18 protein-coding genes are annotated in these 22,287 nt (G+C 54.0%); 17 read left to right on the top strand and 1 reads right to left on the bottom strand.

What is annotated here, in order from left to right; translation table 11 throughout:
- Nucleotides 1–24: 24 nt before the first annotated feature.
- On the bottom strand, nucleotides 25–1,296 hold the full coding sequence (locus ACO6UY_RS16040) for an aromatic amino acid transport family protein (RefSeq protein ID WP_422448095.1): 1,272 nt from the start codon (nucleotides 1,294–1,296) through the stop codon (nucleotides 25–27).
- Between the two features lie 344 nt (nucleotides 1,297–1,640).
- On the opposite strand from ACO6UY_RS16040, the gene ACO6UY_RS16035 reads away from it, so the two are divergent.
- The 17 genes from ACO6UY_RS16035 to icmH all read left to right on the top strand — a co-directional run bounded on the left by ACO6UY_RS16035 (nucleotide 1,641) and on the right by icmH (nucleotide 22,272).
- Entirely contained in the window at nucleotides 1,641–3,065 is a 1,425-nt protein-coding gene (locus ACO6UY_RS16035; RefSeq protein ID WP_422448093.1) for an ImpA family type VI secretion system protein, read from the top strand.
- 26 nt (nucleotides 3,066–3,091) lie between these two features.
- Nucleotides 3,092–3,631, top strand: coding sequence for an Hcp family type VI secretion system effector (locus tag ACO6UY_RS16030; protein ID WP_422448091.1), 540 nt, complete (start codon nucleotides 3,092–3,094; stop codon nucleotides 3,629–3,631).
- Nucleotides 3,632–3,662: 31 nt separating this feature from the next.
- Entirely contained in the window at nucleotides 3,663–4,223 is a 561-nt protein-coding gene (tssB, locus tag ACO6UY_RS16025) for a type VI secretion system contractile sheath small subunit (protein WP_422448089.1), read from the top strand.
- Between the two features lie 100 nt (nucleotides 4,224–4,323).
- A complete protein-coding gene (gene tssC, locus ACO6UY_RS16020) occupies nucleotides 4,324–5,805 on the top strand; it encodes a type VI secretion system contractile sheath large subunit (protein WP_422448087.1) in 1,482 nt (493 codons plus the stop codon).
- Nucleotides 5,805–7,091 (top strand): type VI secretion system contractile sheath domain-containing protein, encoded by a 1,287-nt coding sequence (locus ACO6UY_RS16015; protein ID WP_422448085.1) that lies wholly within the window; start codon nucleotides 5,805–5,807, stop codon nucleotides 7,089–7,091. Before tssC ends, ACO6UY_RS16015 begins: the two co-directional genes overlap by 1 nt.
- A complete protein-coding gene (tssE, locus tag ACO6UY_RS16010) occupies nucleotides 7,088–7,564 on the top strand; it encodes a type VI secretion system baseplate subunit TssE (protein WP_422448083.1) in 477 nt (158 codons plus the stop codon). The genes ACO6UY_RS16015 and tssE overlap by 4 nt, the downstream gene beginning before the upstream one ends.
- Nucleotides 7,557–9,347, top strand: coding sequence for a type VI secretion system baseplate subunit TssF (tssF, locus tag ACO6UY_RS16005; protein ID WP_422448081.1), 1,791 nt, complete (start codon nucleotides 7,557–7,559; stop codon nucleotides 9,345–9,347). The genes tssE and tssF overlap by 8 nt, the downstream gene beginning before the upstream one ends.
- Nucleotides 9,311–10,375, top strand: coding sequence for a type VI secretion system baseplate subunit TssG (locus ACO6UY_RS16000; RefSeq protein WP_422459740.1), 1,065 nt, complete (start codon nucleotides 9,311–9,313; stop codon nucleotides 10,373–10,375). The genes tssF and ACO6UY_RS16000 overlap by 37 nt, the downstream gene beginning before the upstream one ends.
- A gap of 164 nt (nucleotides 10,376–10,539) precedes the next feature.
- Nucleotides 10,540–13,170: a type VI secretion system ATPase TssH gene (gene tssH, locus ACO6UY_RS15995; RefSeq protein WP_422490574.1), complete on the top strand. Its 2,631-nt coding sequence runs from the start codon at nucleotides 10,540–10,542 to the stop codon at nucleotides 13,168–13,170.
- A gap of 22 nt (nucleotides 13,171–13,192) precedes the next feature.
- Nucleotides 13,193–15,256 carry a hypothetical protein gene (locus tag ACO6UY_RS15990; protein ID WP_422490572.1) on the top strand — a complete coding sequence of 688 codons (2,064 nt, stop codon included), beginning with the start codon at nucleotides 13,193–13,195 and terminating at the stop codon, nucleotides 15,254–15,256.
- Between the two features lie 20 nt (nucleotides 15,257–15,276).
- Nucleotides 15,277–17,427, top strand: a complete 2,151-nt coding sequence (locus ACO6UY_RS15985; RefSeq protein ID WP_422448073.1) for a type VI secretion system Vgr family protein — start codon at nucleotides 15,277–15,279, stop codon at nucleotides 17,425–17,427.
- 8 nt (nucleotides 17,428–17,435) lie between these two features.
- Nucleotides 17,436–18,008: a DUF6931 family protein gene (locus tag ACO6UY_RS15980; RefSeq protein WP_422490570.1), complete on the top strand. Its 573-nt coding sequence runs from the start codon at nucleotides 17,436–17,438 to the stop codon at nucleotides 18,006–18,008.
- Between the two features lie 2 nt (nucleotides 18,009–18,010).
- Nucleotides 18,011–18,307 carry a PAAR domain-containing protein gene (locus ACO6UY_RS15975; protein WP_422467256.1) on the top strand — a complete coding sequence of 99 codons (297 nt, stop codon included), beginning with the start codon at nucleotides 18,011–18,013 and terminating at the stop codon, nucleotides 18,305–18,307.
- A 148-nt stretch (nucleotides 18,308–18,455) separates the two neighbouring features.
- Nucleotides 18,456–19,526 carry an FHA domain-containing protein gene (locus ACO6UY_RS15970; protein ID WP_422467254.1) on the top strand — a complete coding sequence of 357 codons (1,071 nt, stop codon included), beginning with the start codon at nucleotides 18,456–18,458 and terminating at the stop codon, nucleotides 19,524–19,526.
- Nucleotides 19,527–19,537: 11 nt separating this feature from the next.
- Complete coding sequence (gene tssJ / locus ACO6UY_RS15965) at nucleotides 19,538–20,041, top strand: type VI secretion system lipoprotein TssJ (RefSeq protein ID WP_422448065.1); 504 nt, start codon at nucleotides 19,538–19,540, stop codon at nucleotides 20,039–20,041.
- On the top strand, nucleotides 20,031–21,368 hold the full coding sequence (gene tssK / locus ACO6UY_RS15960; RefSeq protein ID WP_422448063.1) for a type VI secretion system baseplate subunit TssK: 1,338 nt from the start codon (nucleotides 20,031–20,033) through the stop codon (nucleotides 21,366–21,368). Before tssJ ends, tssK begins: the two co-directional genes overlap by 11 nt.
- A 4-nt stretch (nucleotides 21,369–21,372) precedes the next feature.
- The gene (gene icmH / locus ACO6UY_RS15955) at nucleotides 21,373–22,272 is read left to right on the top strand and encodes a type IVB secretion system protein IcmH/DotU (RefSeq protein ID WP_422448061.1); all 900 of its coding nucleotides are present in this window, start codon (nucleotides 21,373–21,375) and stop codon (nucleotides 22,270–22,272) included.
- Nucleotides 22,273–22,287: the final 15 nt, after the last annotated feature.

The raw sequence follows: 22,287 nt of genomic DNA, 5'->3' as shown, positions 1-22,287 counted from the left end.
GGGCCGCAGGGCCCCGGCGGGGGATCACATCAACTGGGAAGTAATAAAGCCAGTAATGGCAATCAAGCCCATCACCACGGTGAAGATGTTGGCCCTTGAGCGGTATTTGGCCATTGCTGGTACTTTATGGGTTGCGTATACCGGCAGGATGAACAGAATCATGGCCAGAATTGGGGCAACCAGTGATTCGATCATGCCCATGACGCTGACATTGGCATAAGCAACAGCCCATACTGACAAAGTGATAAAGACGATAACCCCTTTATCGATGGCTTTAAGGTTTACCTGCTTCCCCTGTGCCCTGGCACGATTAACGATCATGCCCTGCAGGCCTTCGCGGGTTCCCATGTAGTGCCCGAAAAAGGATGAAGAGATGGCAATAATCGCCACAACCTGAGCGAGCCAGGCAAAGATCTGGTTGTCAGTGCGCTCGGCAAAAATGGACAGAATTGGCAGGTTTGCAGCCTTGGCCTGAAGCAGCTCTGCTGGCGACAGGGTAAGAACGCAGCTGTAAACAAAGAACATGGTAAAACCGACCAGCATCATGGTGGTGCGCTTCAGTGTCTTGCTGGTCTGCTGTTCGGCGTTATCTCCCAGCTCGCTGCGATAGGTTGAGGCAAAAGAAGAGATGGCAGGAGAGTGGTTAAAGGCAAATACCAGCACCGGAATGGTCAGGAAAACGGTTTTCAGAAAGTCGCCAGCGGAAACAGAAACATCAAACTGGGCAGTATTCCACTGGGGAATCAGATACACAGAGGTCCCAAAAAGCACAATGATCAGCGGGTATACGATGGCATTGGTGACTTTCAGTACGGTCTTCTGACCGGCGACCATAACGCTGACCATGGCGGCCACAAGCACAAAGCTCAGGATTGCACGGTTTGGCTCTGCCATCCCCAGCTGATTAACCATCAGTGAATTGACAGTGTTGGTAATACCAATGCCATAGATCAGAAGGATAGGGTAGATGGAAGCAAAGTAGCCCAGAGTGATCAGGCTTCCAGCCTTTTGACCAAAATGTTCGGTAACGGTTTCGGTAATATCGGCCCGGGGATTTTTGGAGGACAGGCACAGGCGATTGAGACCGCGATGGGCCAAAAATGTCATGGGGCCGATAAGGATGGTCATCAGAATCAGGGGCCAGATGCCACCAAGACCTGCGTTAATGGGTAAAAATAGAACGCCGGCACCAATAGCTGTGCCAAACAGTGTCAGCATCCATTGTGTATCACGTTTCTCCCAACCGCCCGTCGAGGCATTATTTATAGCAATGGATTGAGTGAAGGTTTGTGACATTTTGTGTTATCCAGTCATTATTTAATGAGTTGCGCGGACTGTACAGAATTAATGCATTGTGTGTTTTGATGTATGTCAAAATGATTATTTTTGTTTTGTAGTGTGGTGGTGTGTTTTAGGGGCTTTATGATCTGATGTTCTACGTTATTGTCCGGCTCCCCCCGTCACCTTCATCAAGGCTACCGGGAGTTCGACGCTTGTAGCATCGCAGCAACTCTATATCCTTTCGGTATATACGGATTTAGAAGCGGGCAATTTCAGTTAAGCGACAGAATCTGGCAGATCAATAAAAGTGGAACTAATCTGTCTTCTAATTTATTGAAAATGACCAGCATGTTTCTGCAATGAAAGGGTTGTTATCTGTCGAGCAGTTTGATGCCTTTCTGGTGCCTCTGTCGGAGGAGTCACCGGGGGGAGAATACCTGAAAAGCAATCGTGAACTGTATCGTCCCCTGCGCAATGCCTACAACATCGCCCAAACCAGTCTGCAGAAACTCTCCCTGAATCCGGATCCCACAGAGCTGGATATTCTGGAGATCGAAAACCGGGAGAACTGGTTGCAATTGCGCACCCTGTTGCTGGAGGTTCTGGAGAAATCTTCCCGGGACCTGGAGTGCCTGGCATGGCTGGCCATGGCTCAGCTGTTTACCAGCCGTCCCTTTGCGCAACTGGCCCTGGTGATTCAGCTGATTGACCTCTGTATCAATCAATTTGGCGAGCAGATACAGCCTTTTCTGCCGGTGGAAAAGCTTCGCTCAGCAGACCCGGATAACGCCGGTATGGAGCGGGCTGAGGTTCAGGGGCGGGCCCTGAAGCTGCTGTTCGGTGAATCAGAGGACAGTTGCCAGATTGCCGTGCCCCTGCGCATGTTGCCCCTGGTCAGTGATATTGACTATGTCTGCTACCAGCATGAAGAGGCCAGCCGCAACGAGCTGAAACAGAAGGTTAAGATAGCGTTTTCATCTTCCCAGCAAAACGACACAGACGACATTAACGTTGTTGTTACGCAAATAAACGACATTCAGGATGTTCTTGATGGGCTTGATGCCCTGGATAAGACCCTGATAGAGCATTTCAAAAAAATAAATATGCCCGCGCCGGGCAGCCGGTTTCTGCGTCAGGCCCTGGAGGCCAACCTGCAGGCCATTGCTGACCTCACCGAGGGGTTGATTACCCCCTGGCCACCGGATGTTCGCAAGGCTGCCCGGGATAACCACGGTATCACAGATTTCCCCAGGGACACTGCCGAGCCAGACGCGAGTGTGCAGGAAACTGTCGTCCAGAATGAAACAGGCAACGCTGGCGAGCAGCAGGCCGCCGGGACTGATCCATCGTTTAACCGCAACCAGGCATTCCAGCAGCTCAGGCTGTTGTCCGATTATTTTCAGCGTACCGAACCTCAGAGTCCGGTGTCGTATTTATTGGAGAAAGCGATCCGCTGGGGATATACGCCGTTGCCTGAATTAATGAATGAGCTGCTGCAGGATAACAATAACCTTATGGGCCGGATTATGGAGTTAACCGGCATGAATACCAGCCATCAGGTCCCCATTCCCGGCCCCGGTGTAGCAGGGCTCAGCCATATTCCTGCGGTCCTGACCGAAACACTGGCCCCTGAGCAGGCCGCTGCGGAACCTGAGCCTCCGACATCACCACCTGACTATGCAGACAACGTAAGTCGTCAACAAGAGGTTATTACTGAACCTGTCCCTTCCGTTTCCGATCCCCCCGGAGGGCTCAATATCAGTAATCTGGATGACCTTGTGTAACCAGCACCGTTTCTGAGGAAAAAGTTATGGCCAATATGTACATGAAGCTGGGCGAAGCCACGAGTAAAGGTGATGCTACGGCTGAATATACCGGTGGAGACAGTGTCGCTGGCAAGGGCTGGTTTGCCATTCGCTCCTTCAACTGGGGTGCCGCCCGGTCGGTAAGTATGGATATTGGCAATGGTATGAATCGTGATGCCGGCATGGTGGCCATGAGTGAAATCACTGTCAGCAAGGAGATGGATGGTGCCTCGGAAAATATTCTCTCACGGATGTATGTGCCCGGGGATACAGGCGACACCGTTGATATTATTGTGACCAAGCCTGATCGCTCCGGTCAGGGGGCACAGGTTTACCTGCAGCTGCAGTTAACCAATGCCCGGATTGTCAATTACAGCCTCAGTGCGTCCGACGGTGCTACCCCGTTTGAGAGCATTGCCCTGGCCTACAGCAAGGTCAAGGTGAAACACTGGAATGAAGGCGAAGGCGGTAAGCTGGAACCTGGTGGCGATGTCACCTACGACCTGCCTACCGGCAAGGCGGAATCCCATTCCAGTAAAGGTTAGGGCCAGTTGAGGAATAACAGGGGCAAAGATTATGGCGTTGAATACACAGCATAAACGCATCAGTAAAAACCGGGTCAGCATTACCTACGATGTGGAAACCAACGGTGCCCTGGAAAAACGGGAGCTGCCTTTTGTGGTCGGGGTTATTGGTGAGTTTTCCGGCGATAAGCCGGACAGCCACAAAGAAGAAGTGGACTTCCGGAACTTCACTGATATCGATCAGGATAACTTTGACTCGGTCATGGCCACCATTGGTCCCCAGTTGAATTTGAAAGTGGCCAATAAACTGGCCAGTGCCGGTGATGAAGGCAGCGAGGATGATACTGAGTTTGCCGTCAACCTGTCGTTTGCCTCCATGAAAGACTTTGAGCCGGCCAATGTGGTCCAGCAGATTGAACCCCTGCGCAAACTGATGGCAGTACGGAATCAGCTGAGGGAGTTACTGGCCCATGCGGACCGTTCCCGGGATCTGGAGGCCCTGCTGAAGGAAGTACTGCAGAGTACCGATGCCCTGACCGGGCTATCCGGCGAGCTGGGTATTGATGCTAATGACCTCGGTGCCTCTGGTGATGCCGGTGAGGGTAAGGATTGAACCGGTCACCGGGAACAGCAGGAAACAGGAAAATGTGAGATTTTTTCCTTTTCCATAGAGGTCTTTGCAATCTCTGTGGTGCAAAACATGGTGAACTGATATGAGCGATGAACAGGCTGAGGCGTCTGCCACTGAGGCAACCCCGGAACTGGCAGAAAGCTTTCTGGACCGGGCCATAGCCGCTACCGGGCAAACGGCACCGGATACCACCAGGAATCTGCTGGCTACCCTGACCCGCCAGGCCCTGGAAGGGACGGTGGTCTGGAGCAAAAACCTGACCAAAACCATTGAAGAGGCGGTGGCGGCCCTGGACGATAAGATATCCCGGCAACTCAGTGAGGTACTGCATCAGGAGGGATTTCAGAAGCTGGAAGGCTCCTGGCGTGGTCTTAATAAGCTGATCCGTAACAGCGACCTGGGTTCCCGGTTGAAGGTCAGGGTGCTGGATATCACCCGGGATGAGTTACTGGAGCAGTTTGAAGAGGCCCCAGCTATTGACCGCAGTCGTCTGTTCAATATGGTTTATCAGCATGAGTTTGGTACCGCAGGGGGGGAACCTTACGGTGTCCTGCTGGCTGACTATACCTTCAGCCACAATGATGAAGATGTCGCTTTGCTGCGCTACCTGGGGGTGGTGGCTGCCGCTTCCCATTCACCCTTAATTGCCGCCGCATCGCCCGGACTGTTTGAATTTGATGATATCCGCAAGCTGGGGGCAGGCAGGCCGGTGGCCGCAGGGTTTGATGCTTCTGCCTACGCCAGCTGGAATGCCTTCCGGGACAGCGATGATGCCCGTTATGTTGCCCTGACCATGCCCCGGACCCTGGCCCGTTTGCCCTATGGCGAGGCTGCCAGTCCGGTCAGGGGGTTTAACTTCGAGGAGTTTCCCAAAGGCCGGGATGGTGTGCATCGGCCACGCTCCAACCGCGATTTCACCTGGAGTAATGCTGCCTATGATATGGGGCTGCTGATCAACAATGCCTTTACCGCTTTTGGCTGGTGCACCGCCATTCGTGGGCTGGAAAATGGTGGCAAGGTGGAGAACCTGCCCAATTACACCTATGTCTCTGAAGCCGGTGACCGGGTACAACAGTGTCCTACCGAAGTTAACCTGACCGATGAACGGGAAAAGGAGCTGTCGGACCTGGGGCTGCTGCCCATGGTGCATTACAAAAATGCCAACTACGCGGTGTTTATGGGCGCTCAGACCCTGAATCGGCCGAAGGAATATACCAATCCTGATGCCACGGCCAATGCGGCCATTTCGGCCCGGTTACCTTATATGATGGCCAGTTCCCGGATTGCCCACTATCTCAAGGTGATGGGCCGGGACAAAATCGGTTCGGCCATGGACCCGGTGGATGTGGAGAAAGACCTGTCCACCTGGATCGGTCTCTACACCAACCCCAACGCCGTGGGTAATGAAGCCCGGGCCAGAACGCCGCTGCGGGAAGCCAGAATAATGGTACAGGAACAGGCAGGCCGCCCCGGCTGTTATTCTGCCATCGCCTGGTTGCGCCCCTGGTTGCAGATGGAAGAGCTGACCACCTCTTTGCGGATGGTGGCCAATATTCCGGGCTAATGAATGGTTCGCTACAGGCCGAGGCACTGGTACAAAAACTGGTGGCCGCTATTGATGAAGAGGTGGCCGAACAGCTCTGTACTATCATTCAGCACCCTCGTTTTAAAGCACTGGAGTCATTGTGGCGTGGTCTGCTGTATATGATGGATGCGGTACCCGGTGTGGCTCCGGTACGGGTGCGGCTCCTGAGTATGAGCTGGGCTGAACTGTCCCATGATCTGAATTTAAGTACCAGTATACAGACGTCAGTGCTGTTCCGGCTGGTTAACCGGCAGGAGCTCAATACCCTTGGCGGCCATCCGTTTGGGCTGCTGGTGGTGGACCAGGCGATTACCACGGAGGTGGATGAGGTCACTGGTTACGATGATCTGTATACCCTGCAGCTGCTGGCGGAGCTGGGCCAGGAATCCCTCTGTCCGGTGGTGATGACAGTGTCAGAAAACTTTCTCGGCACCAGCGATATTGATGTCTGGACCGATCCGGAACGGGTTCAGCGTATTCTCAACAGTCAGGATTTTGCCGGTTGGCGTCGACTGCGCAGCCTGGGTTGCAGTCGTTTTCTCGGGCTGGCCTTTCCCAAAGTGCTGCTCAGGACACCCTGGCAGCACTGTTACCAGGGAATCCTTTTTAATGAGCACCCGGTATACGGCGTTGGCAGTGATTACCTGTGGGGCAATAGCGCTTTTGCCTTTGCTGGTAATGTCCTGCAGGAGTTTAACCGGATTCGCTGGTTTGGCTTCCTCAGGGTACCGGGTGAGCGGGGTGGGGCACTGGTGAAAAAACGTGCGACAGTGTCCGCCGCCGCCTGGCTGCGGCTCACTGACTCTCTGGAAGAGTTTTACAGCGGTCAGGGTTTTATCCCCCTGACCACCGTTTATCTCAGTGGCGATCTGGCCTTTTTCAGCAATTGCTCGCTCCATCAGTCCGGCTGGGAAGGCGATGATTTACGGATTATTAATATGTTGCAGACGACACTGATCGGCTGCCGTTTCGGGCACTATCTGAAAGTGCTGATCCGAGAGCATATTGGCAGCTACGATAGCGCCGTATCCTGCCAGCGGGAGCTGAACACCTGGCTGCAGGGCTACACCTCCAATGCCGATTACGCCGACGACTCGGTACTGGCCAGTTATCCATTGAAAAAATCCAGGGTGACGATTCATGGCAATGAGAGCCTGGGTATCTATTACTGTGAAGTTGAGCTGCAGCCCCAGTACCAGTTCGATGTCATTAACAGCAGTCTGCTATTGAAAACCGATACCAGCGAGTTGAGGGAGACGGAATGAGCGTCAGTCTGCTGGAGCTGTTGCTGGCCCGAGAGCCATCCGGTGAGCGCACCACAGACCTGCGCCTGTCGGTGCTGGAAAATATCCGGTTTCTGCTGGAATCCCGCCAGCCGCTGCTGGCTCCGGGTGATGATTATCCGCTCGCCCGGCGGTCGCTGCTGCGCTATGGCCTGTCGGTTGATCATCTCGGTCGCAGCTACTTTCAGGCCAGTCGGTTATCGCGAGAGATTGAGGTGCTGCTGCGGTATTACGAACCACGGCTCACGGAGGTTGTGGTGGAGATGGTGGCCCTCAATGAGCGGGTCAACAGTATCCGTTTTCATATTGAAGGCGTACTGGTGGATCGGCAGCAGCGGGTCCCGGTGGGTTTCGATTCAGTGTTGAACCTGACGGATGCCCGGGTGGATATTGTCAACACTGAGGAGTTGGGTATGGGGGTTATTTCGGGTCAAGAGGAGAACGGCATTGCCTGATTCATTGCTGGCCTGGTACGAACGGGAACTGACCCTGCTCTGGGAGGGGGCCCGGCACTTTGCCGAACAGCATCCCCAGCAGGCCCAGAGCCTCGGGATCAGCTATGACACGGTGGATGATCCCCATGTGGCCAGGGTGATGGAATCGTTTGCCCTGCTGACCGCCAGAATGGCACGTCAGGCAGCCCGGGAGTCCGGTAAGATTTCCATTGACCTGCTCCAGGTGGTTTTTCCCCTGTGTGTGCAGCCATTGCCTTCCGTCAGTATGATCCGGGTTGCTCCCGATATTGACCAGTCATCCGTGAAGACCCTGCCACAGGGCACCCGCTTCCGGGCTTATATCGATGATGATCGCTACTGCCAGTTCCGGACTACCCGCCAGCTGGAGCTTTGCCCGTTTGATATTGTCAGTACCCATATTGAGCGTCGCCCCTTTGGCCGGGACAACATTCCCTGCCCGGAACTGGCGGTGGCCATGCTCGGGCTGGATCTTGCCATGATTGATGAGTCCCGGCGATTCAATGAACTGGCGGATGACTACGGGCTGACCATCTATTTTCGGGGTACCGCCCGCCTGCAGACGCTGATGTATGACCTGCTATGCCGGGATCTGTGCAGGATTCTGCTGGTGGACCGGCAGGGCCGCTACCATGAGCTACCCCTGGCATCATTTGCACCGGTGGGTTTTGGCGAAGGCGACCGGCTGTTAAGCCAGGAACATACTTTTTTTTCTGACTACCAGATGGTGACTGAACTGCTCTCGCTGCCGGAGCTGTTTTTCGGGTTCCGGCTGAACGGGATCGGGACACAACTGCAACAGTTCGACAGCCGTGAGGTCAGCCTGCTGTTCTGCCTGGAAAATATGCCCGATGAAATGCTGCTGGGAGTAGACCAGCTTCGCTTTCTGCAGGGCTGCGCCCCTCTGGTCAACCTGTTTGACCATATTGCCGAACCGGTGGTGGTTGATCACCGGCAGCTGGACTATCCCCTGATCCCCGATAGCTATAGTCCCAATACGGTGGAGATCCAGGCGGTCACAGAGGTATTGGATATTACCGGTGAGCAGCCGGTGGTTCTGCCGCCGTTATATGGCCTGAAACATAACGACGGTGAGCATCACTGCTTCTGGCTGCACCGGCCGGTGGATGTGGATACCGGGCGTTATGGTCATCTGGAGATTAGCCACACGGATATGGACCCCGGCCGGAATCAGGTGATGGTGCTGTCTCCCCATGTGACTTGCAGCAACGGTAATCAGGTGCTGGACCTGCCGGCCAATCCCGGGCTTGAGTGTCTGGATAATATTATTCTGCCCACCGACGTCAGGCTGCTGATGCGGCCTACGGCACCCGTCGCTCGCAAGCTGGATATTCAGACCCGGCTCAATCTGCTGGTGCTGCTCAGCGAAAACATTGTCTCAATATTTCAGGCCCGGGACCCGGCCAGACAATTCCGTAACCTGTTGTCCATGTACGCGCAGCGGAAAACAACGACAGGGGTCGCCTGGCTGGAATCCATGTCAGCCATTCGGGTAGAGCCACAGGTGGCGCAGATTCGTATTGATGGCCACCAGTGCCTGTTGCAGGGCAGTGAAGTGGTGTTTGAGCTGGACCCGATCAAACTGAAACAATCCAGCATCATGATGTTCAGCAACCTGCTGGACTATCTGGCCGTTCGTTTTGCCGGCTTCCACAGTTTTATCCAGGTGGTCATTCAGCTGAAAGGGCATCAGGGAGAATATATTCGATGTACACGCCGTCATGGTTATCAGATCAATCGCTGATTACCTCCCTGCAGCAGGAACCCTGGCGCTGGCAGGCCGCCCAGGCCCTGCGGGTGCTGGGGCAGATTCCCCAGCCCATTGAACACCGTGGCGATGGTCTGGCGCAGGTGTCGCTGCGCTTTGCCTGTGATCCGGCTTATCGCTTTCCCTGTGGGGAATTGTACCAGGTGTGTCGAGTTGCCAGCGGCTGGCGTCTGCTATCTACCCAGCCGGCATTGCACGGTTATTACGGCACACTGCCTTATGTTTACCAGGATCTGGAAAAGCAGATGCGGCTGAGTGGAGGCCGGGAGGACACGCCTGAGAGCATATCAGGCTTTTTTTCCCTCTTTAATGACCAGATCCTCAGACACACCAGCCAGATTACCCTGGATTCCAGCCTGTCCGTGCTGTTTGAACAGAAACCGGGGAGTGCCCAGAGCCCGAGACAACGGCTGCTGGCACTGGGCGGATTGCCCTCACCGAAAACTATCCCGGTGAATAACCTGGTGCGCTACATCGCCGTTATTGGCCGGAAAACCTCCAACCTGAAATTACTGTCGTTAATCCTGGAGGACTATTTTTCGTTGAAATTCCGTCTGGAGTCACCCCCCCCGATGAGAATACCAGTGGCACCAGACTGTCGTACACAATTGCACTCCCGGGTGGGTTATCGCAGCCGTTGTGTGGGCCGGTTGGGAGCGAGCTGCCTGCTGGGCCATTCCGGCTATCTGCTGTATTCCTGCGTTTACGTGGTGATTGTGATCAATACCGGGGCAGAGTACCAGGCGATCACCCGGGACCGACAGCTGGCACCGGCCATTATGGAGATGTGCGGCATCTATTTTGCCAACCTGGTTCGCTTCCGACTGCAGATTAATTGCCCGCGTCACTGCCTGTCTGCACCGCAATTGTCTGCCAGACCGGCTATCCACACTGCCCGTCTTGGGCGTCTCAGCTGTCTGCTATCGAAATTGTATCCAGAGCAGAGAGTCACGGTGGATTTCCCGGAACATCAATCCAGTAAGTGGGGCAGCCGTTTTTTTTAAGCTGGAGTACAGCCAAGGAATTGTCTTTTAATAAGTTCCCGATTTCCGTTCACCCTGAGCTTGTCGAAGGGTCGTGCCACCGAACTTCGACAAGCTCAGTCCGAACGGAGTCAGGCAATGAAAATAGGGAAGTTATTTCCAGACAACTCCCAAGGGTTCGATTTATGCAACAGGTGGAACTGAAAACCCTGGTTGGTCATTTATCACCGGAGCTGCGCCAGGCTCTGGAAATGGCTGCCGGACTCTGTGTTCACCGTGGGCATCAGACGGTTGAACCGGATCACTGGCTGCTGCAACTGTTCCGGGAACCGGGCCGTGATATGGATCGGATTATCCATAGCCAGCAGCTGGCCCGGGAAGTGATCGTGGATGATCTGGAGCAACGGCTGGATCGACTTAACACAGGCTATCAGGCCACCCCGGCCCTGGCCCAAACCACGGTGAGCCTGATTCAGGATACCTGGCTGCTGGCGTCGGTGAATTTCCAGCAGAATACCATGACCTCTTACCACCTGATTCTGGCGCTATTGGCCAAAGATAGTTTTACCCTGACAGAGACCCAGTTCACCCGGGAGCTGGGGAAAATTTCCAGGGAAAAACTGCAAAGCCTGGCCCGGCAACCGGAAGTGCCGGATAAACAGGGAAGGGCACCGCCTGGCAGTCAGTCAGCACTGGATAAATACACCATCAATATGACCGATGCCGCCCGTGTGGCTCTGGAAGAATCCGGTTCATTAAGCAATAGGTCCCCCACCATTATTGGCCGTGACCGGGAAATACGGCAGATCATTGATATTCTCTGTCGTCACCGGCAGAACAATCCGATCCTGGTGGGCGATGCCGGCGTCGGTAAAACCGCTGTGGTGGAAGGGCTGGCCCAGCAGGTCGTGCTGGGTGATGTGCCGGAAACTATGCAGGGAGTGACAATTCTCAGTCTTGACCTGGGGTTGCTTCAGGCTGGTGCCAGTATTAAAGGGGAGTTTGAAAACCGGCTTAAGGATGTCATTAATGAAGTCAAGCAGTCCGATCATCCCATTGTTGTCTTTATTGATGAAGCCCATACCCTGGTGGGGGCCGGTGGTGCTGCCGGTCAGAATGATGCGGCGAATCTGCTGAAACCGGCCCTGGCGCGGGGGGAGTTTAAAACCATTGCGGCCACCACCTGGTCGGAATACAAACAATATTTTGACAAGGATGCGGCCCTGGCCCGCCGATTTCAGCCGGTGAAAATACTTGAGCCGGACGAAACCAGTGCCATCCGGATGACCCGTGGGATGGCCCGACTGCTGGAAAAACATCACCTGGTGCGTATTCATGAGGACGCGGTGCAGGCCGCTGTGCAACTGTCGATCCGCTACCTGCCTGAACGACAGTTACCCGATAAAGCCATCAGCCTGCTGGATACTGCCTGCTCCCGGGTGAGTCTTTCCCGCCATACCACCCCCGCTGAATTGCAGCGCCTGCGCCAGCATCAGCAGGCCCTGACCAGTGAACTCCGGGAGCTGCAACGAGACCGGGTGATCGGGGCAGCGGTGGCTGAACGCATTGCCCTGCTGGAGGAGGAAATAGCAACCGCAAAAACCGAGGGTGAGGTGCTGGAACAACGCTGGCGGCAGGAACAGGGGATAGTGGCAAAAATACTTCCCCTGTCGGCCCGGGTGGATCAGCAGTTGTTAACCAACGAGGTGCCGGTGGCAACAGAAGAGTTGAATAAACTCAGTGCGTTACAGCAGGAACTTGAGGCCTGCCGTAAGGATCGGCCGCTGGTGTTTGCCCGGGTGGATGCCGACAGCGTGGCGGAAGTGGTATCCGGTTGGACTGGCATTCCCGCAGGCGACATGCTCAGGGATGAAATTGAACGACTGATGTTGTTGGAACAGAACCTGTGCCAGCGGGTGGTTGGTCAGGACGATGCCATTTCAGGGATCAGCCAAAGTGTCCGTATTGGCCGGGCCGGATTATCAGATCCACGCAAGCCGGTGGGGGTTTTCCTGATGTGCGGTCCTTCTGGTGTGGGAAAAACAGAAACAGCCCTGGCCCTGGCCGATCAGCTCTACGGCGGTGAACAGAATCTGACCGTACTGAATATGACCGAGTTCAAGGAGGAACATAAAGTCTCAATGTTATTGGGAGCCCCGGCAGGTTATGTGGGCTATGGTGAAGGTGGTGTACTGACCGAAGCCGTACGACGATGTCCATATTCAGTATTGTTACTGGATGAAATGGAAAAAGCTCATCCCGGTGTCCACGATATTTTCTACCAGGTCTTTGATAAGGGCCGTGTGACGGACAGTGAGGGGCGGGAAGTGAATTTTTGCCAGACCATTATCATTATGACTGCCAATGCCGCTGACGGGTTAATCTGCGACCTGGTGGCTCAGTTTCAGCGGCAGGGTAAAGGTATTCCGGATAGGGATACCATTCTGGCGGCCATCAATGATGAACTGCTGCGCTATTTCAAACCGGCCTTTCTGGGCAGGGTAACCATTATTCCCTATCTGCCCCTGAGCGAACCTGATCTGACCAGAATCTGTCGTCTGGCCCTGGGGAGGATAGAGCACAACCTGGCCAGCCGATATGGTGCCAGTTTGCGTGTGGATGATGCCGTGGTTCAGCAGCTGGTGCAATGGCACAGCAATCCACAGATCGGTGCGCGGGCTATCGAGCAACAGATCAACAGGAACCTGATGCCGCAGCTGGCGGCGGAATGTCTGGCCTTTATGGCAGAGGGTAAACACATTGCTTCAGTTACCGTTGGGCTGGATAACCAGCGGATTGTTTATACCATTGGTTAGGCGTGAGTAAGGTACAGCCACCATGAGATTCACCGAATTGCTGGAACTGGGTCCCACCAGAAAGCTGATTAATATCAATGATTCACTCTTTGAGCAGCTGGTTGACGGCTGGACCCGGGAGATGGGCGAGAAAAAGCTGTTTGGCTATCAGAAAGCTACCCGTGTCGAACACTTTCAGGAAGCGGTTGATACTGTTTATACGACATTGGAAGGTGAACTCCAGACCACGGACCCCAGAAAAATACTGGCGCACCCCAAATGGAAAATCCTGGTGGGTTGTGCCAGTCGAAATTTTCCTGAACATCTGGCCGCTTACCAGCCATCGCCCGTGGAACAGACCAGGGTCAAGCGCATGATCCGCAATACCCTGGCAACCCGGATTATCACCAATAAAATTGATCTTCTGGACATTATCAAAAAAGACAAAACCGACCACTCCTGGACATTGGCGGAACTGGCGGTTTCCCGGCTCCGCTACGAGCTGCTGGCGGCCAGTGCCGCAAGGGTCCATGACCAGTATATGACGGAGGTGGATACGGACTGGACCACCTGGTATGAATGGAACTCCAACACGGTGGGGATGTACCAGGGCAGCACCTCGGTAGCACGCAGTGCCGGGAGCACCACCACCGGCTTTGGCAAGGGGATTATCGGGCTGGCCGAGGGCAGTGCACAAAGTGAGGCATCGGTATCGGCCGCTGGCAGTGCTGATTTGTCTGTTGAAAAGGAGTGGCAGCAGGGCCGGTTGAAACAATCCCTGAAAGGTAACCTGCAAGCCAGTGGTCAGGCCTCCGGTCATGCGTCTGGCGCAGCCCGAATGGATGAGCTGAGGGCCAGTGCGGCAGCAGGCATTGGCGCTGAGGCCAGTCTGCGGGCAGATATTGATTATGAACTGACCTACTCCTGTAAGGTCAAAGGAGAATACCTTCGTCGTCTGCTGGGTGGTGAGTTGGACATGGTAAAAGTCCACGCCAGTGGCAGTGCTGAAGTTCACGCCAGGGCCGGGGGCAGTGCAGGGACAACCGCAGGAGTGGTGAACAATTATCAGGAATCGGCTGTGGAGACCGACCTGATCGAAAATTCTACGTCAGCTACCCGGGGATTTCATGGACTTAAAGCCGATCTTGAAGGGGAGGTTTCCCTCGCTGTCGTGATGAATGGACAGGGCAGTGTGACCGTTGGCCAGATGGCGGAAGTGGAACTGGGTGGCGACCTGTTTGCCGGTGGTATTGCCGCGGGCAACCTGCAGTGCTTCGTCAATGGTCAGGGGGTAGGGATGGATATCGGGGGCAAACTGTTTGCCGGCTTTGAGTTTGGTTCTGAGCAGAAAGTAGCTTTGCAACACCCCGGCAGGGGGGTGAATATCTTTACCCTGCAGGCCAGGGAGTCGATGTCATTCGGGGTCGGCATAGCCGCAAAACTGGCAGCAAAGGCGTCCATCGATGAAGTCAGCTTTGACACCTCAGCCGGGGCCACGCTGGGGGTAGGTTCCAGTATCAGCGCCAGCTGCATCATTTCTCCCAGAGGCCTTCTGCTGGTCGGGTATGACGCCATTGCCATGCCGGCCCTGATGAAACTGGCAAAAACCATGAAGCACTACAACCCCGGTTCTGTGCATACCCGGCGGCTGATCACCTTTGCTCAATTTCTGAATGACAGGGCTTCAGATGCCGAGTTGAGTCAGGTCTATATGGACTGTCGTGGTCGTATGGTAGCCCTGGTCAGCAATCTTGACCTGGAGGCCGATGCGGTACAGAAACGGGCAGCACGGGTGCCCGGTTTTAATGGTTACGGGGATGTTATGGGGATCAATGAGATCAATGTCGTTGAGGGATTTGTCGGCAATGCCCAGTCGAAATATTTTCAATACGCCACGGAACAGATAACCAAGGATGACGGGACGGTATTGCAGAGTAAAACAGTCCGGGGAGAGCGTAAGAAACAGGTTGTGGCAGAGGATATGACGGCTCTTTTGCGGGCGGCAAAGGATTATGCCGGACTGAAAAAGACTCTGCAGACCGGGGAATGCATTGCTTTTGACGTTATTAAAAGGGATATCAAGACCGGGCAGCTTGCTTATGCCTGAATCTTTCGGACAGTTAGCCAATGAAAGACCTTGAGATACATGCCCGGCCTTTGACTGCCCGCTCGGAACAGGGAGATGAGTGGATTGTCTCAGAGCTGCACAGCAGCGAACAGCTGGATGACCTTTTTCAGCACCGCGCGGTGATTCTGGCCAGGAAACTGTCAGAAACTGCGTTGCTGGGGCAGCAAATCACGTTCTGCTATCAGCCCGGCAGGGGTTCAGACCGTGTCCGGCAGAGGTATTTTCATGGGTATTGTGTCCAGGTTCGCCAGGTAGGCCTGATGGCCAGTCGGGGCTACCTTCACTATGAATTGCTGGTTTCCCCCTGGTGCTGGTTTCTCCAGCAGCGGACCAATTGTCGTATTTTTCAACAAAAGAAGACCGGTGACATTATTACTTCGATCTGTCGTGAACATGATTTTCAATCGGATCTTCAGTTGAAAACCAACAACGACAGTCGCCTTGAGTACTGTGTTCAGTTCAATGAAAGTGACTGGGATTTTATCTGTCGGCTGATCGCTGCGCGGGGCTGGTTCTATTATTTCAGGCAGGATAATGGCCGACATCAGCTGGTTGTCGGAGAAACGAACCGGGTGTTCAGTGACTGCGGGGAGAGTGATATTGAATATTTTGTGGACAGTACCCGGCTGGAGCGGGCCATTACCCGCTGGGTCCACGGTTATTGGATGGTGGCGGGCTCGGTACAGTCAGCAGATTACAATATGACCACGGGGTGGCCAATATTGACTGATGAAGTCAAAAGCCAGCAAAGCATGCCCCATCGCCGACGGTTGCAGCAGTATTTTTACCCCGGCGCTTTTGCCAGCCGGGAACAGGGCGGGGCAGTGGTGGAGAAACGTCAGGAGGCGCTGGATACCCGGCTCAGTGAAGTGGAGGGAGAAAGTACCCTGACCGGGTTTGCGGCAGGGACAACCTTTGCCCTGAAACATCACCCGGACAGTCAGGAACAGCAACACTACCTGCTCAGGCTGGTCAATCATGTCATGGTGACGGCAGAAGACGGGCGCAGTTTGGAGTACAGCAACGGTTTTTCCTGTATTCCCCTGAAAACCCCCTGGCAAACCAGGCAGGCTGTAACAAAGCCGCCTATGCCCGGACTGCACAGTGCCACTGTCGTTGGGCCTGAAAAGGATGAAGTCTACCTGGATGAGTTTCACCGGATAAAAGTCCAGTTCCACTGGGACCGGGAGGGGCAGGCCAATCAGAATAGCTCCTGCTGGATAAGGGTTGCCCAGGTTCTGGCCGGGGATGGTTTTGGTTGCCAGTTTACCCCCAGGGTGGGTGATGAGGTGCTGGTAAGTTTTCTGGATCATGATCCGGACCGGCCTGTGGTTGTGGGCACAGTTTATAATGGTCAGCGACGTCAGCCCTACAAATCCGGTATGGAACAGGGGATAAAACTCAAATCATTGCCAAAAGGGGGAGCCGATAATTTCAGTGAGTTGCGCTTCAATTGCCACAAGGGTGAAGAACTGATGTATGTTCAGGCGGAAAAAGATCGTTCCATCCTGATCAAAAACGACAATAGCCGTGTGATCAAAGGTAAAGATACGACACTTGTGGAGAAAACATCGGAAAGAACCGTCAAGGAAAACGACAGCCATAAGATAGAGGGCGAGCAACTCACGGAAGTCACCGGGAATATCACCACCCGGACCCGGGCAGACTGCATGCTGGATACTGCCGGTAATTACCAGCAGAAAACGGATGGTAGCTACAGCCTTGAGGTTCGGGGTGCAACGGATACCCGAAGTACCGGCGATGTGAATATCACCAGCAAGGGAAGTATCTCAGAAAGCGCCACCGGCAGTCTTGATATGGATGCCGGCAATATCAGTGCCACAGGCAAAACCGCCATCAAGCTCAGTGTCGGGGCCAGCAGTATCAGCCTGTCTGGCAGTTCGGTGCAGATCAAATGTGGTCCCAGCACGGTCACCCTGTCACCATCGGGGGTAGAGATCTCGGGGGTACAGGTGAACATAGACGGCAAAGTTTCAGCAACGGTGAAGGGCGGGGTCAGCGCAGCGGTGGAAGGTGTTGTCAATGCTGAGCTTAAGGGCACGCTGGTTAATATCAAGGGCAACGGTATGACCGCTGTAAAAGCCGGGGCGATGGTCGATCTTTCCGGTGCCATTGTGAAAATTAATTGACTATGTTAGTGACCAAACCGAGCCTGAAAAAAATCCCTCAACCCCTGGCCACAGACATTCTACAGCGCTATGAACAGGATCGTGCTTTTCAGAAATGGGTAGATCCTTCCCTGACACCGGTGGCGTTTATCAATCGTCTGGCCGGGGAAACAATGCATCAGGAACTGGTCATCTTTCTGAGCCACAGTCTGCTGGCCGTTGAGTGTATCTGGTGGGGATATTTATGCATTGAAAAGGCCGGTATCCCGCTATCGGAAACGGAGCAGAAGGCACTCGATGTGGTCAGGCGATGGCTTCAGGAACCGATAGAAACTCATCGTCGTCTGGCAGACATCATGGCGCAACAGGCCGGGTTGGATAATGCCTGTGGCTGGCTGGCCCAGGGTGTGTTCTGGAGTGGCGGCAGCCTGACCCCGGTGAACGGGCCACAAAGTCCCGCTCCGCCCTGGCTTTATGCCCATGCGGTGGCCGGGGCTATCTGCCTGGCAGCAGTGCTGCCCGATGGCCGGAAAGGTAATAAACGTTACCGGCAGTTTATTGCCATGGGTATTGATATTGCCGATGGCGGCAAGGGGAGGTAATTATGGGGCCAGCAGCAAGGGCCGGGGATATGCATATCTGTCCGATGCAGACGCCTGCAGTCGTGCCTGTTCCCCATGTGGGCGGGCCAATTCTGCCACTGCCCTCAACGGTACTGATTGGCGGCCTGCCAGCTGCGACCCTGGGGCAGCCATGTATCTGTGCAGGTCCGCCAGATAGCATAGTAAAAGGCAGTTTGACGGTATTGATTAATGGTCGGCCTGCGGTACGTATGGGGGATACCACGGCTCATGGGGGAACGGTAATTTTGGGCTGGCCAACGGTTTTGATTGGGGGGTGAGCACCTTGATGGCGCTGGATATTGTCCGGTTCCCACCCCGGGAAACAGACCTCTTTTCAAATGGCTACCGAAATATGGCTGTTAATCGTCGTGCGAAATAAACCAAGGCAACTACACTTGATTGTCAAACGACCATATCAGATCGCTTATGCAACTTATGGTTCTCAGTATCCCCGCAGGGGAGACCCTTGGTTCACTGTCTTATGTTATTGATGGTGAAGTGCTGATTGGCCGGGGTCACCGTTGTCAGATTATTCTGCCTGATCGCCAGCAATCCATCGCTGAGTGTCACATCCGTATCTTCCGGGATGATAATCAATGGTACCTGGAAAATATGTCATCCGGTGAGCTGATGGTGAATACCACACCGATACAGCCCAGGCAGAGCAGGCATTATTTGTTGAGCGATGGCGATATGATCTACTGTGGCAATTACTGTCTGATGGCCAGTGATTTTTCTCCCTGGCAGAGGGACGGCATGGCATCCCTGGCCACTGAGCAAACGGATCTGGCGCTTGAGAATAACGGGCTGGAGTCTTCCCCTCAGAGTTGGGATTTTGAGGGCCCTTTGCCCGCGGAAGACACTATGTCCGTTGAAGAAGCTTCCCGGACAGAGCATCTTGATGATCCGTTTTTACCACCCGAGGCACAACGACAGGAATCTTCGCTATCTATCGGACCTGATGGCCCAGAGCTGCAAATTGAATCACCGTTTTCCGACTTCGTCGTTGATACGGCTGACACAGCCCCGATCAGCTGTCATCCAGTGCCGCTTATTGATGTTCTGGCCAGTGATGATGAAGAGAGTGAGTGGAGCATAAACCGGAATCTCAGAATGCTACCGGTGCCGCAGGCGGAAGCCATTGAACAGGATCCCCCCAATTTAACGGGAGCTGAGCCATCCGAACCGCATCAGCCTGAACTGTCGCAGGCAGAAGCATGGCAACTCTTGGAACTTATGCAACAGCCGGCAGTGCTGGATGCCATATTGGTGGCGGTTGATTTAATGATGGCTGACTTCTGTCCGGATAACCTCGAGCAGCTGTTATCTCCGATGAATTACCGGCAGGAGCCAGCTTCCGGGAGTGCAAAAGAAACATCAGAAACAGCCTGTGCCGACTTCTGGCAACAGTATCAGAATTTCTATCGCTGCCTGATGCATGGCAGACATTATCAGGCGCTGTTTCTTCAGCGGCTGAAAGAGGCGGTGAACCGGTAGGACTTGATTCAATGTATGCTATTTCAGGCTCATTTCTTCTCCTGCTGGCCCTGGTATTAACTGGCTGTTCTGGCAGCGAAGTTCGGCCAGAGCCTGAGACCATGCTATCGCTGGAGATCGTGGCAGACAGTGATAGCAATAACGGCACCGGTATGAACAGCGGTCAGCAGGTTGATGCGGCACCTTTACAGCTGCGCATGTATGAACTGCAAAGTGCCGAACTATTTGCCAATGCTGACTTCCTGGATATCTACCTGCAGGATGTGGCCATTCTCCAGGGGACGCTGGTCAAGAAACACCGGTTGCCCACGGTATGGCCGGATACCGGCAGCCAGCTGACCTTGCAGCTGGACAGGACAACACGGTTTATCGCTATTTTTGCCGAGTTTGCCAGTTATCAGTCAGCTATCTGGTGGGTGCTGGAATCCATTGTTCCTGCCAGTCAGAATTCGATGGTATTACAGATCAACGGTAACCATCTTCGTCTTGTTGGCAGGCTACCCCATGGATCATAGCGTTGACAGAGCCGTCTGGCTTGAGGGGATGTTTCTCAGCCCCCAGCATTTCCAGCAACAGGAGCGCTACCTGGAATGGTATAACCGGCAGTTGTTTAATATTTATGCGCCGGGCAAGGCTGGCTTTACCTCCCTGGGTATTGACAGTGAACAACTCCGGGCTGGCAAACTGTTTATTCGTGAAGCCAGCGGCCTGTTTCCCGATGGAACGCCTTTTCAACTGACGGTCTCACTGTCCATGGATCTGGACAGCAGCCATTGTGGCAGGACGGTCTATCTGGCCATTCCCCTGAATAAGCCCGGTTGTGTTAACACGGCACCGGAAGAGAAAAAGACGAGAGCAGTTCGATATATCAGTTCGGCTCACAGTGTTTATGATGGTACTGATCGCAAAAATGAACCGGTGCAGCTGGAACTGTCGCGTTTGAATCCCTGCCTTATGGCTGAGGGTGAGGCCCGGGATGACTATTCCACTCTGGCGATGGCCCATATTCAGGAATTTCATCCCGATGGTGAAGTGGTCCTGGACAGTACCTTTATTCCCCGCTGTCTTGATTACCGCGCCTCCCGCTACTTGCTTGAACAGGTCCAGAACCTTCGCGCCATGGTCAGACAACGGGCGTCATTTATTGCCACCCAGGTCGGGGTAGAAGGGCAGCAGAAAAGCTTTCAGACCCTGCAGATTGAGTATCTCTGGCTGCAGGCACTGAATCGACATGGTGCCTGGCTCAAACTGGTGGAAAAACAGTCAGGTATCTCAGCCTGCGAGCTTTACCGGATGTTGGCCATTATGGCTGCGGATCTGGCCACCTTTAACACGACACTGGCACCAGAATTTCCCGATTTTAATGAGCTGGATATTTATGGGTGCTTTGCGCCTGTGCTGTCCAGTTTGCTGCTCAATCTGCGTCAGGCCAGTAAGGACAAGGTGGTTGAGCTTGTCTGGGATACCCGGCTGTTTCAACTCCGTCGTTTACTGCGTACCAGGATTGATGACCGAACCCTGTTTAACGACGGCCGGTTTATTCTTTCTGTAGCCTCCAGCCTGAATCAGTCCCTTACCCGCACGGTATTTATCAATTCGGCCAAACTCTGTGGTCATAACCGTATTGCTGAACGGGTTCGCAATGCACTGACCGCAGTACCCATCACCGCCATGGCGGGGCCGCCCATTGAGCTGAGGGCAAAGGTTAACACGGTCTATTTCGAGATCGACACTGATAATGAACTGTGGCAGGAGATGGTGCGAACCCATGACCTGCTGGCCCTTCATGTGGATGAGCAGATGCCGGAAGACACCGTTATCAACTGTTTTGTAGTCAGGTAATAGTATGACATCGTCCAGTATTGGGTTTCAGGCTGTTGGGAATGAGTTAGTAGCGGATAGAGGATTAACTATCGCAGAAACTCAACAGGCAGCCCCGCAGGATGGCTCTGGTGCTGAGCTTCGTGACGAGAGTGGCCTGTTCGGTAATTTCAATATCAGCAGCAATACGCTTATCAACCTGTCGGCAGAACTGCTGGCTATTCTCAGCACGCTGTCACAGCAGCAGGAAGTCAGTAATCTGCCTGAGCTGCACCAGTATCTGGTCAGAAGTGTTAACGAACTTCATAACCGTGGGTTGCAAGCCGGATACCCCCCCAGAATGATGGAGAAAACCTGTTATGCGCTCTGTGCCGCCGTTGATGAGGAAATAATGAATACCGGCTGGGGGCAGTCGGGCTGCTGGGAAAATCATGCCCTGGTGGCGCAGCTTTTTCAGCAGCGCAATGCCGGTGAAGTATTTTTTGTCCTGCTGGAACAGGCGCGGCAGAATGTCCCCAAAATGATTGACTTTATTGAACTGCTTTATCTGCTCCTGCGACTGGGATTTTGCGGCCGTTATCAGCACACCGATAAACATGAGCTGGCAAAGCTTGCTGATAACATATTCACGGAAATCCGCGAGCACCAGAAACCCCGAGAGCATCAGACCATGGCCATTCTCAGCGCACCCTGGCGACCGCTGAAGGTGATCAGAGTCCGGCAATATCTGCCAATGGTTATCGCAATCCTGATGCTGTCGGGGGCGGTTACCCATTTCTGTATACAGTATATCAATCACACTTATACCGGGCTGTCTGAGTTGCAATTGCAGCAGGGGCAGGCAACACCTGTGCAGCTGTCTATTTTACGCAATCCCTCCGAATCTTCCGGGATCACAGTGGCAGGCCCTGATAAGAAGACCTGATACTTTTTTATATGA

The sequence above is a fragment of the Endozoicomonas sp. ALE010 genome (assembly GCF_049310165.1).
GTDB lineage: Bacteria > Pseudomonadota > Gammaproteobacteria > Pseudomonadales > Endozoicomonadaceae > Endozoicomonas.
The sequence above is the reverse complement of the archived record's forward strand: the minus strand, read 5'-3'. Positions and strand labels throughout refer to the sequence as shown.

Bases quoted from the DNA above. Each gene is read 5' to 3' on its own strand.
- ACO6UY_RS15990 (WP_422490572.1), top strand. From the start codon at position 13,193: ATGAGATTCACCGAATTGCTGGAACTGGGTCCCACCAGAAAGCTGATT.
- ACO6UY_RS16030 (WP_422448091.1), top strand. From the start codon at position 3,092: ATGGCCAATATGTACATGAAGCTGGGCGAAGCCACGAGTAAAGGTGAT.
- ACO6UY_RS16040 (WP_422448095.1), bottom strand. From the start codon at position 1,296: ATGTCACAAACCTTCACTCAATCCATTGCTATAAATAATGCCTCGACG.
- ACO6UY_RS16000 (WP_422459740.1), top strand. From the start codon at position 9,311: ATGTACACGCCGTCATGGTTATCAGATCAATCGCTGATTACCTCCCTG.
- ACO6UY_RS15975 (WP_422467256.1), top strand. From the start codon at position 18,011: ATGGGGCCAGCAGCAAGGGCCGGGGATATGCATATCTGTCCGATGCAG.
- tssC (WP_422448087.1), top strand. From the start codon at position 4,324: ATGAGCGATGAACAGGCTGAGGCGTCTGCCACTGAGGCAACCCCGGAA.
- tssJ (WP_422448065.1), top strand. From the start codon at position 19,538: ATGTATGCTATTTCAGGCTCATTTCTTCTCCTGCTGGCCCTGGTATTA.
- tssB (WP_422448089.1), top strand. From the start codon at position 3,663: ATGGCGTTGAATACACAGCATAAACGCATCAGTAAAAACCGGGTCAGC.
- icmH (WP_422448061.1), top strand. From the start codon at position 21,373: ATGACATCGTCCAGTATTGGGTTTCAGGCTGTTGGGAATGAGTTAGTA.
- ACO6UY_RS15985 (WP_422448073.1), top strand. From the start codon at position 15,277: ATGAAAGACCTTGAGATACATGCCCGGCCTTTGACTGCCCGCTCGGAA.
- tssH (WP_422490574.1), top strand. From the start codon at position 10,540: ATGCAACAGGTGGAACTGAAAACCCTGGTTGGTCATTTATCACCGGAG.
- ACO6UY_RS16015 (WP_422448085.1), top strand. From the start codon at position 5,805: ATGAATGGTTCGCTACAGGCCGAGGCACTGGTACAAAAACTGGTGGCC.
- tssK (WP_422448063.1), top strand. From the start codon at position 20,031: ATGGATCATAGCGTTGACAGAGCCGTCTGGCTTGAGGGGATGTTTCTC.
- tssE (WP_422448083.1), top strand. From the start codon at position 7,088: ATGAGCGTCAGTCTGCTGGAGCTGTTGCTGGCCCGAGAGCCATCCGGT.
- ACO6UY_RS15970 (WP_422467254.1), top strand. From the start codon at position 18,456: ATGCAACTTATGGTTCTCAGTATCCCCGCAGGGGAGACCCTTGGTTCA.
- ACO6UY_RS16035 (WP_422448093.1), top strand. From the start codon at position 1,641: ATGAAAGGGTTGTTATCTGTCGAGCAGTTTGATGCCTTTCTGGTGCCT.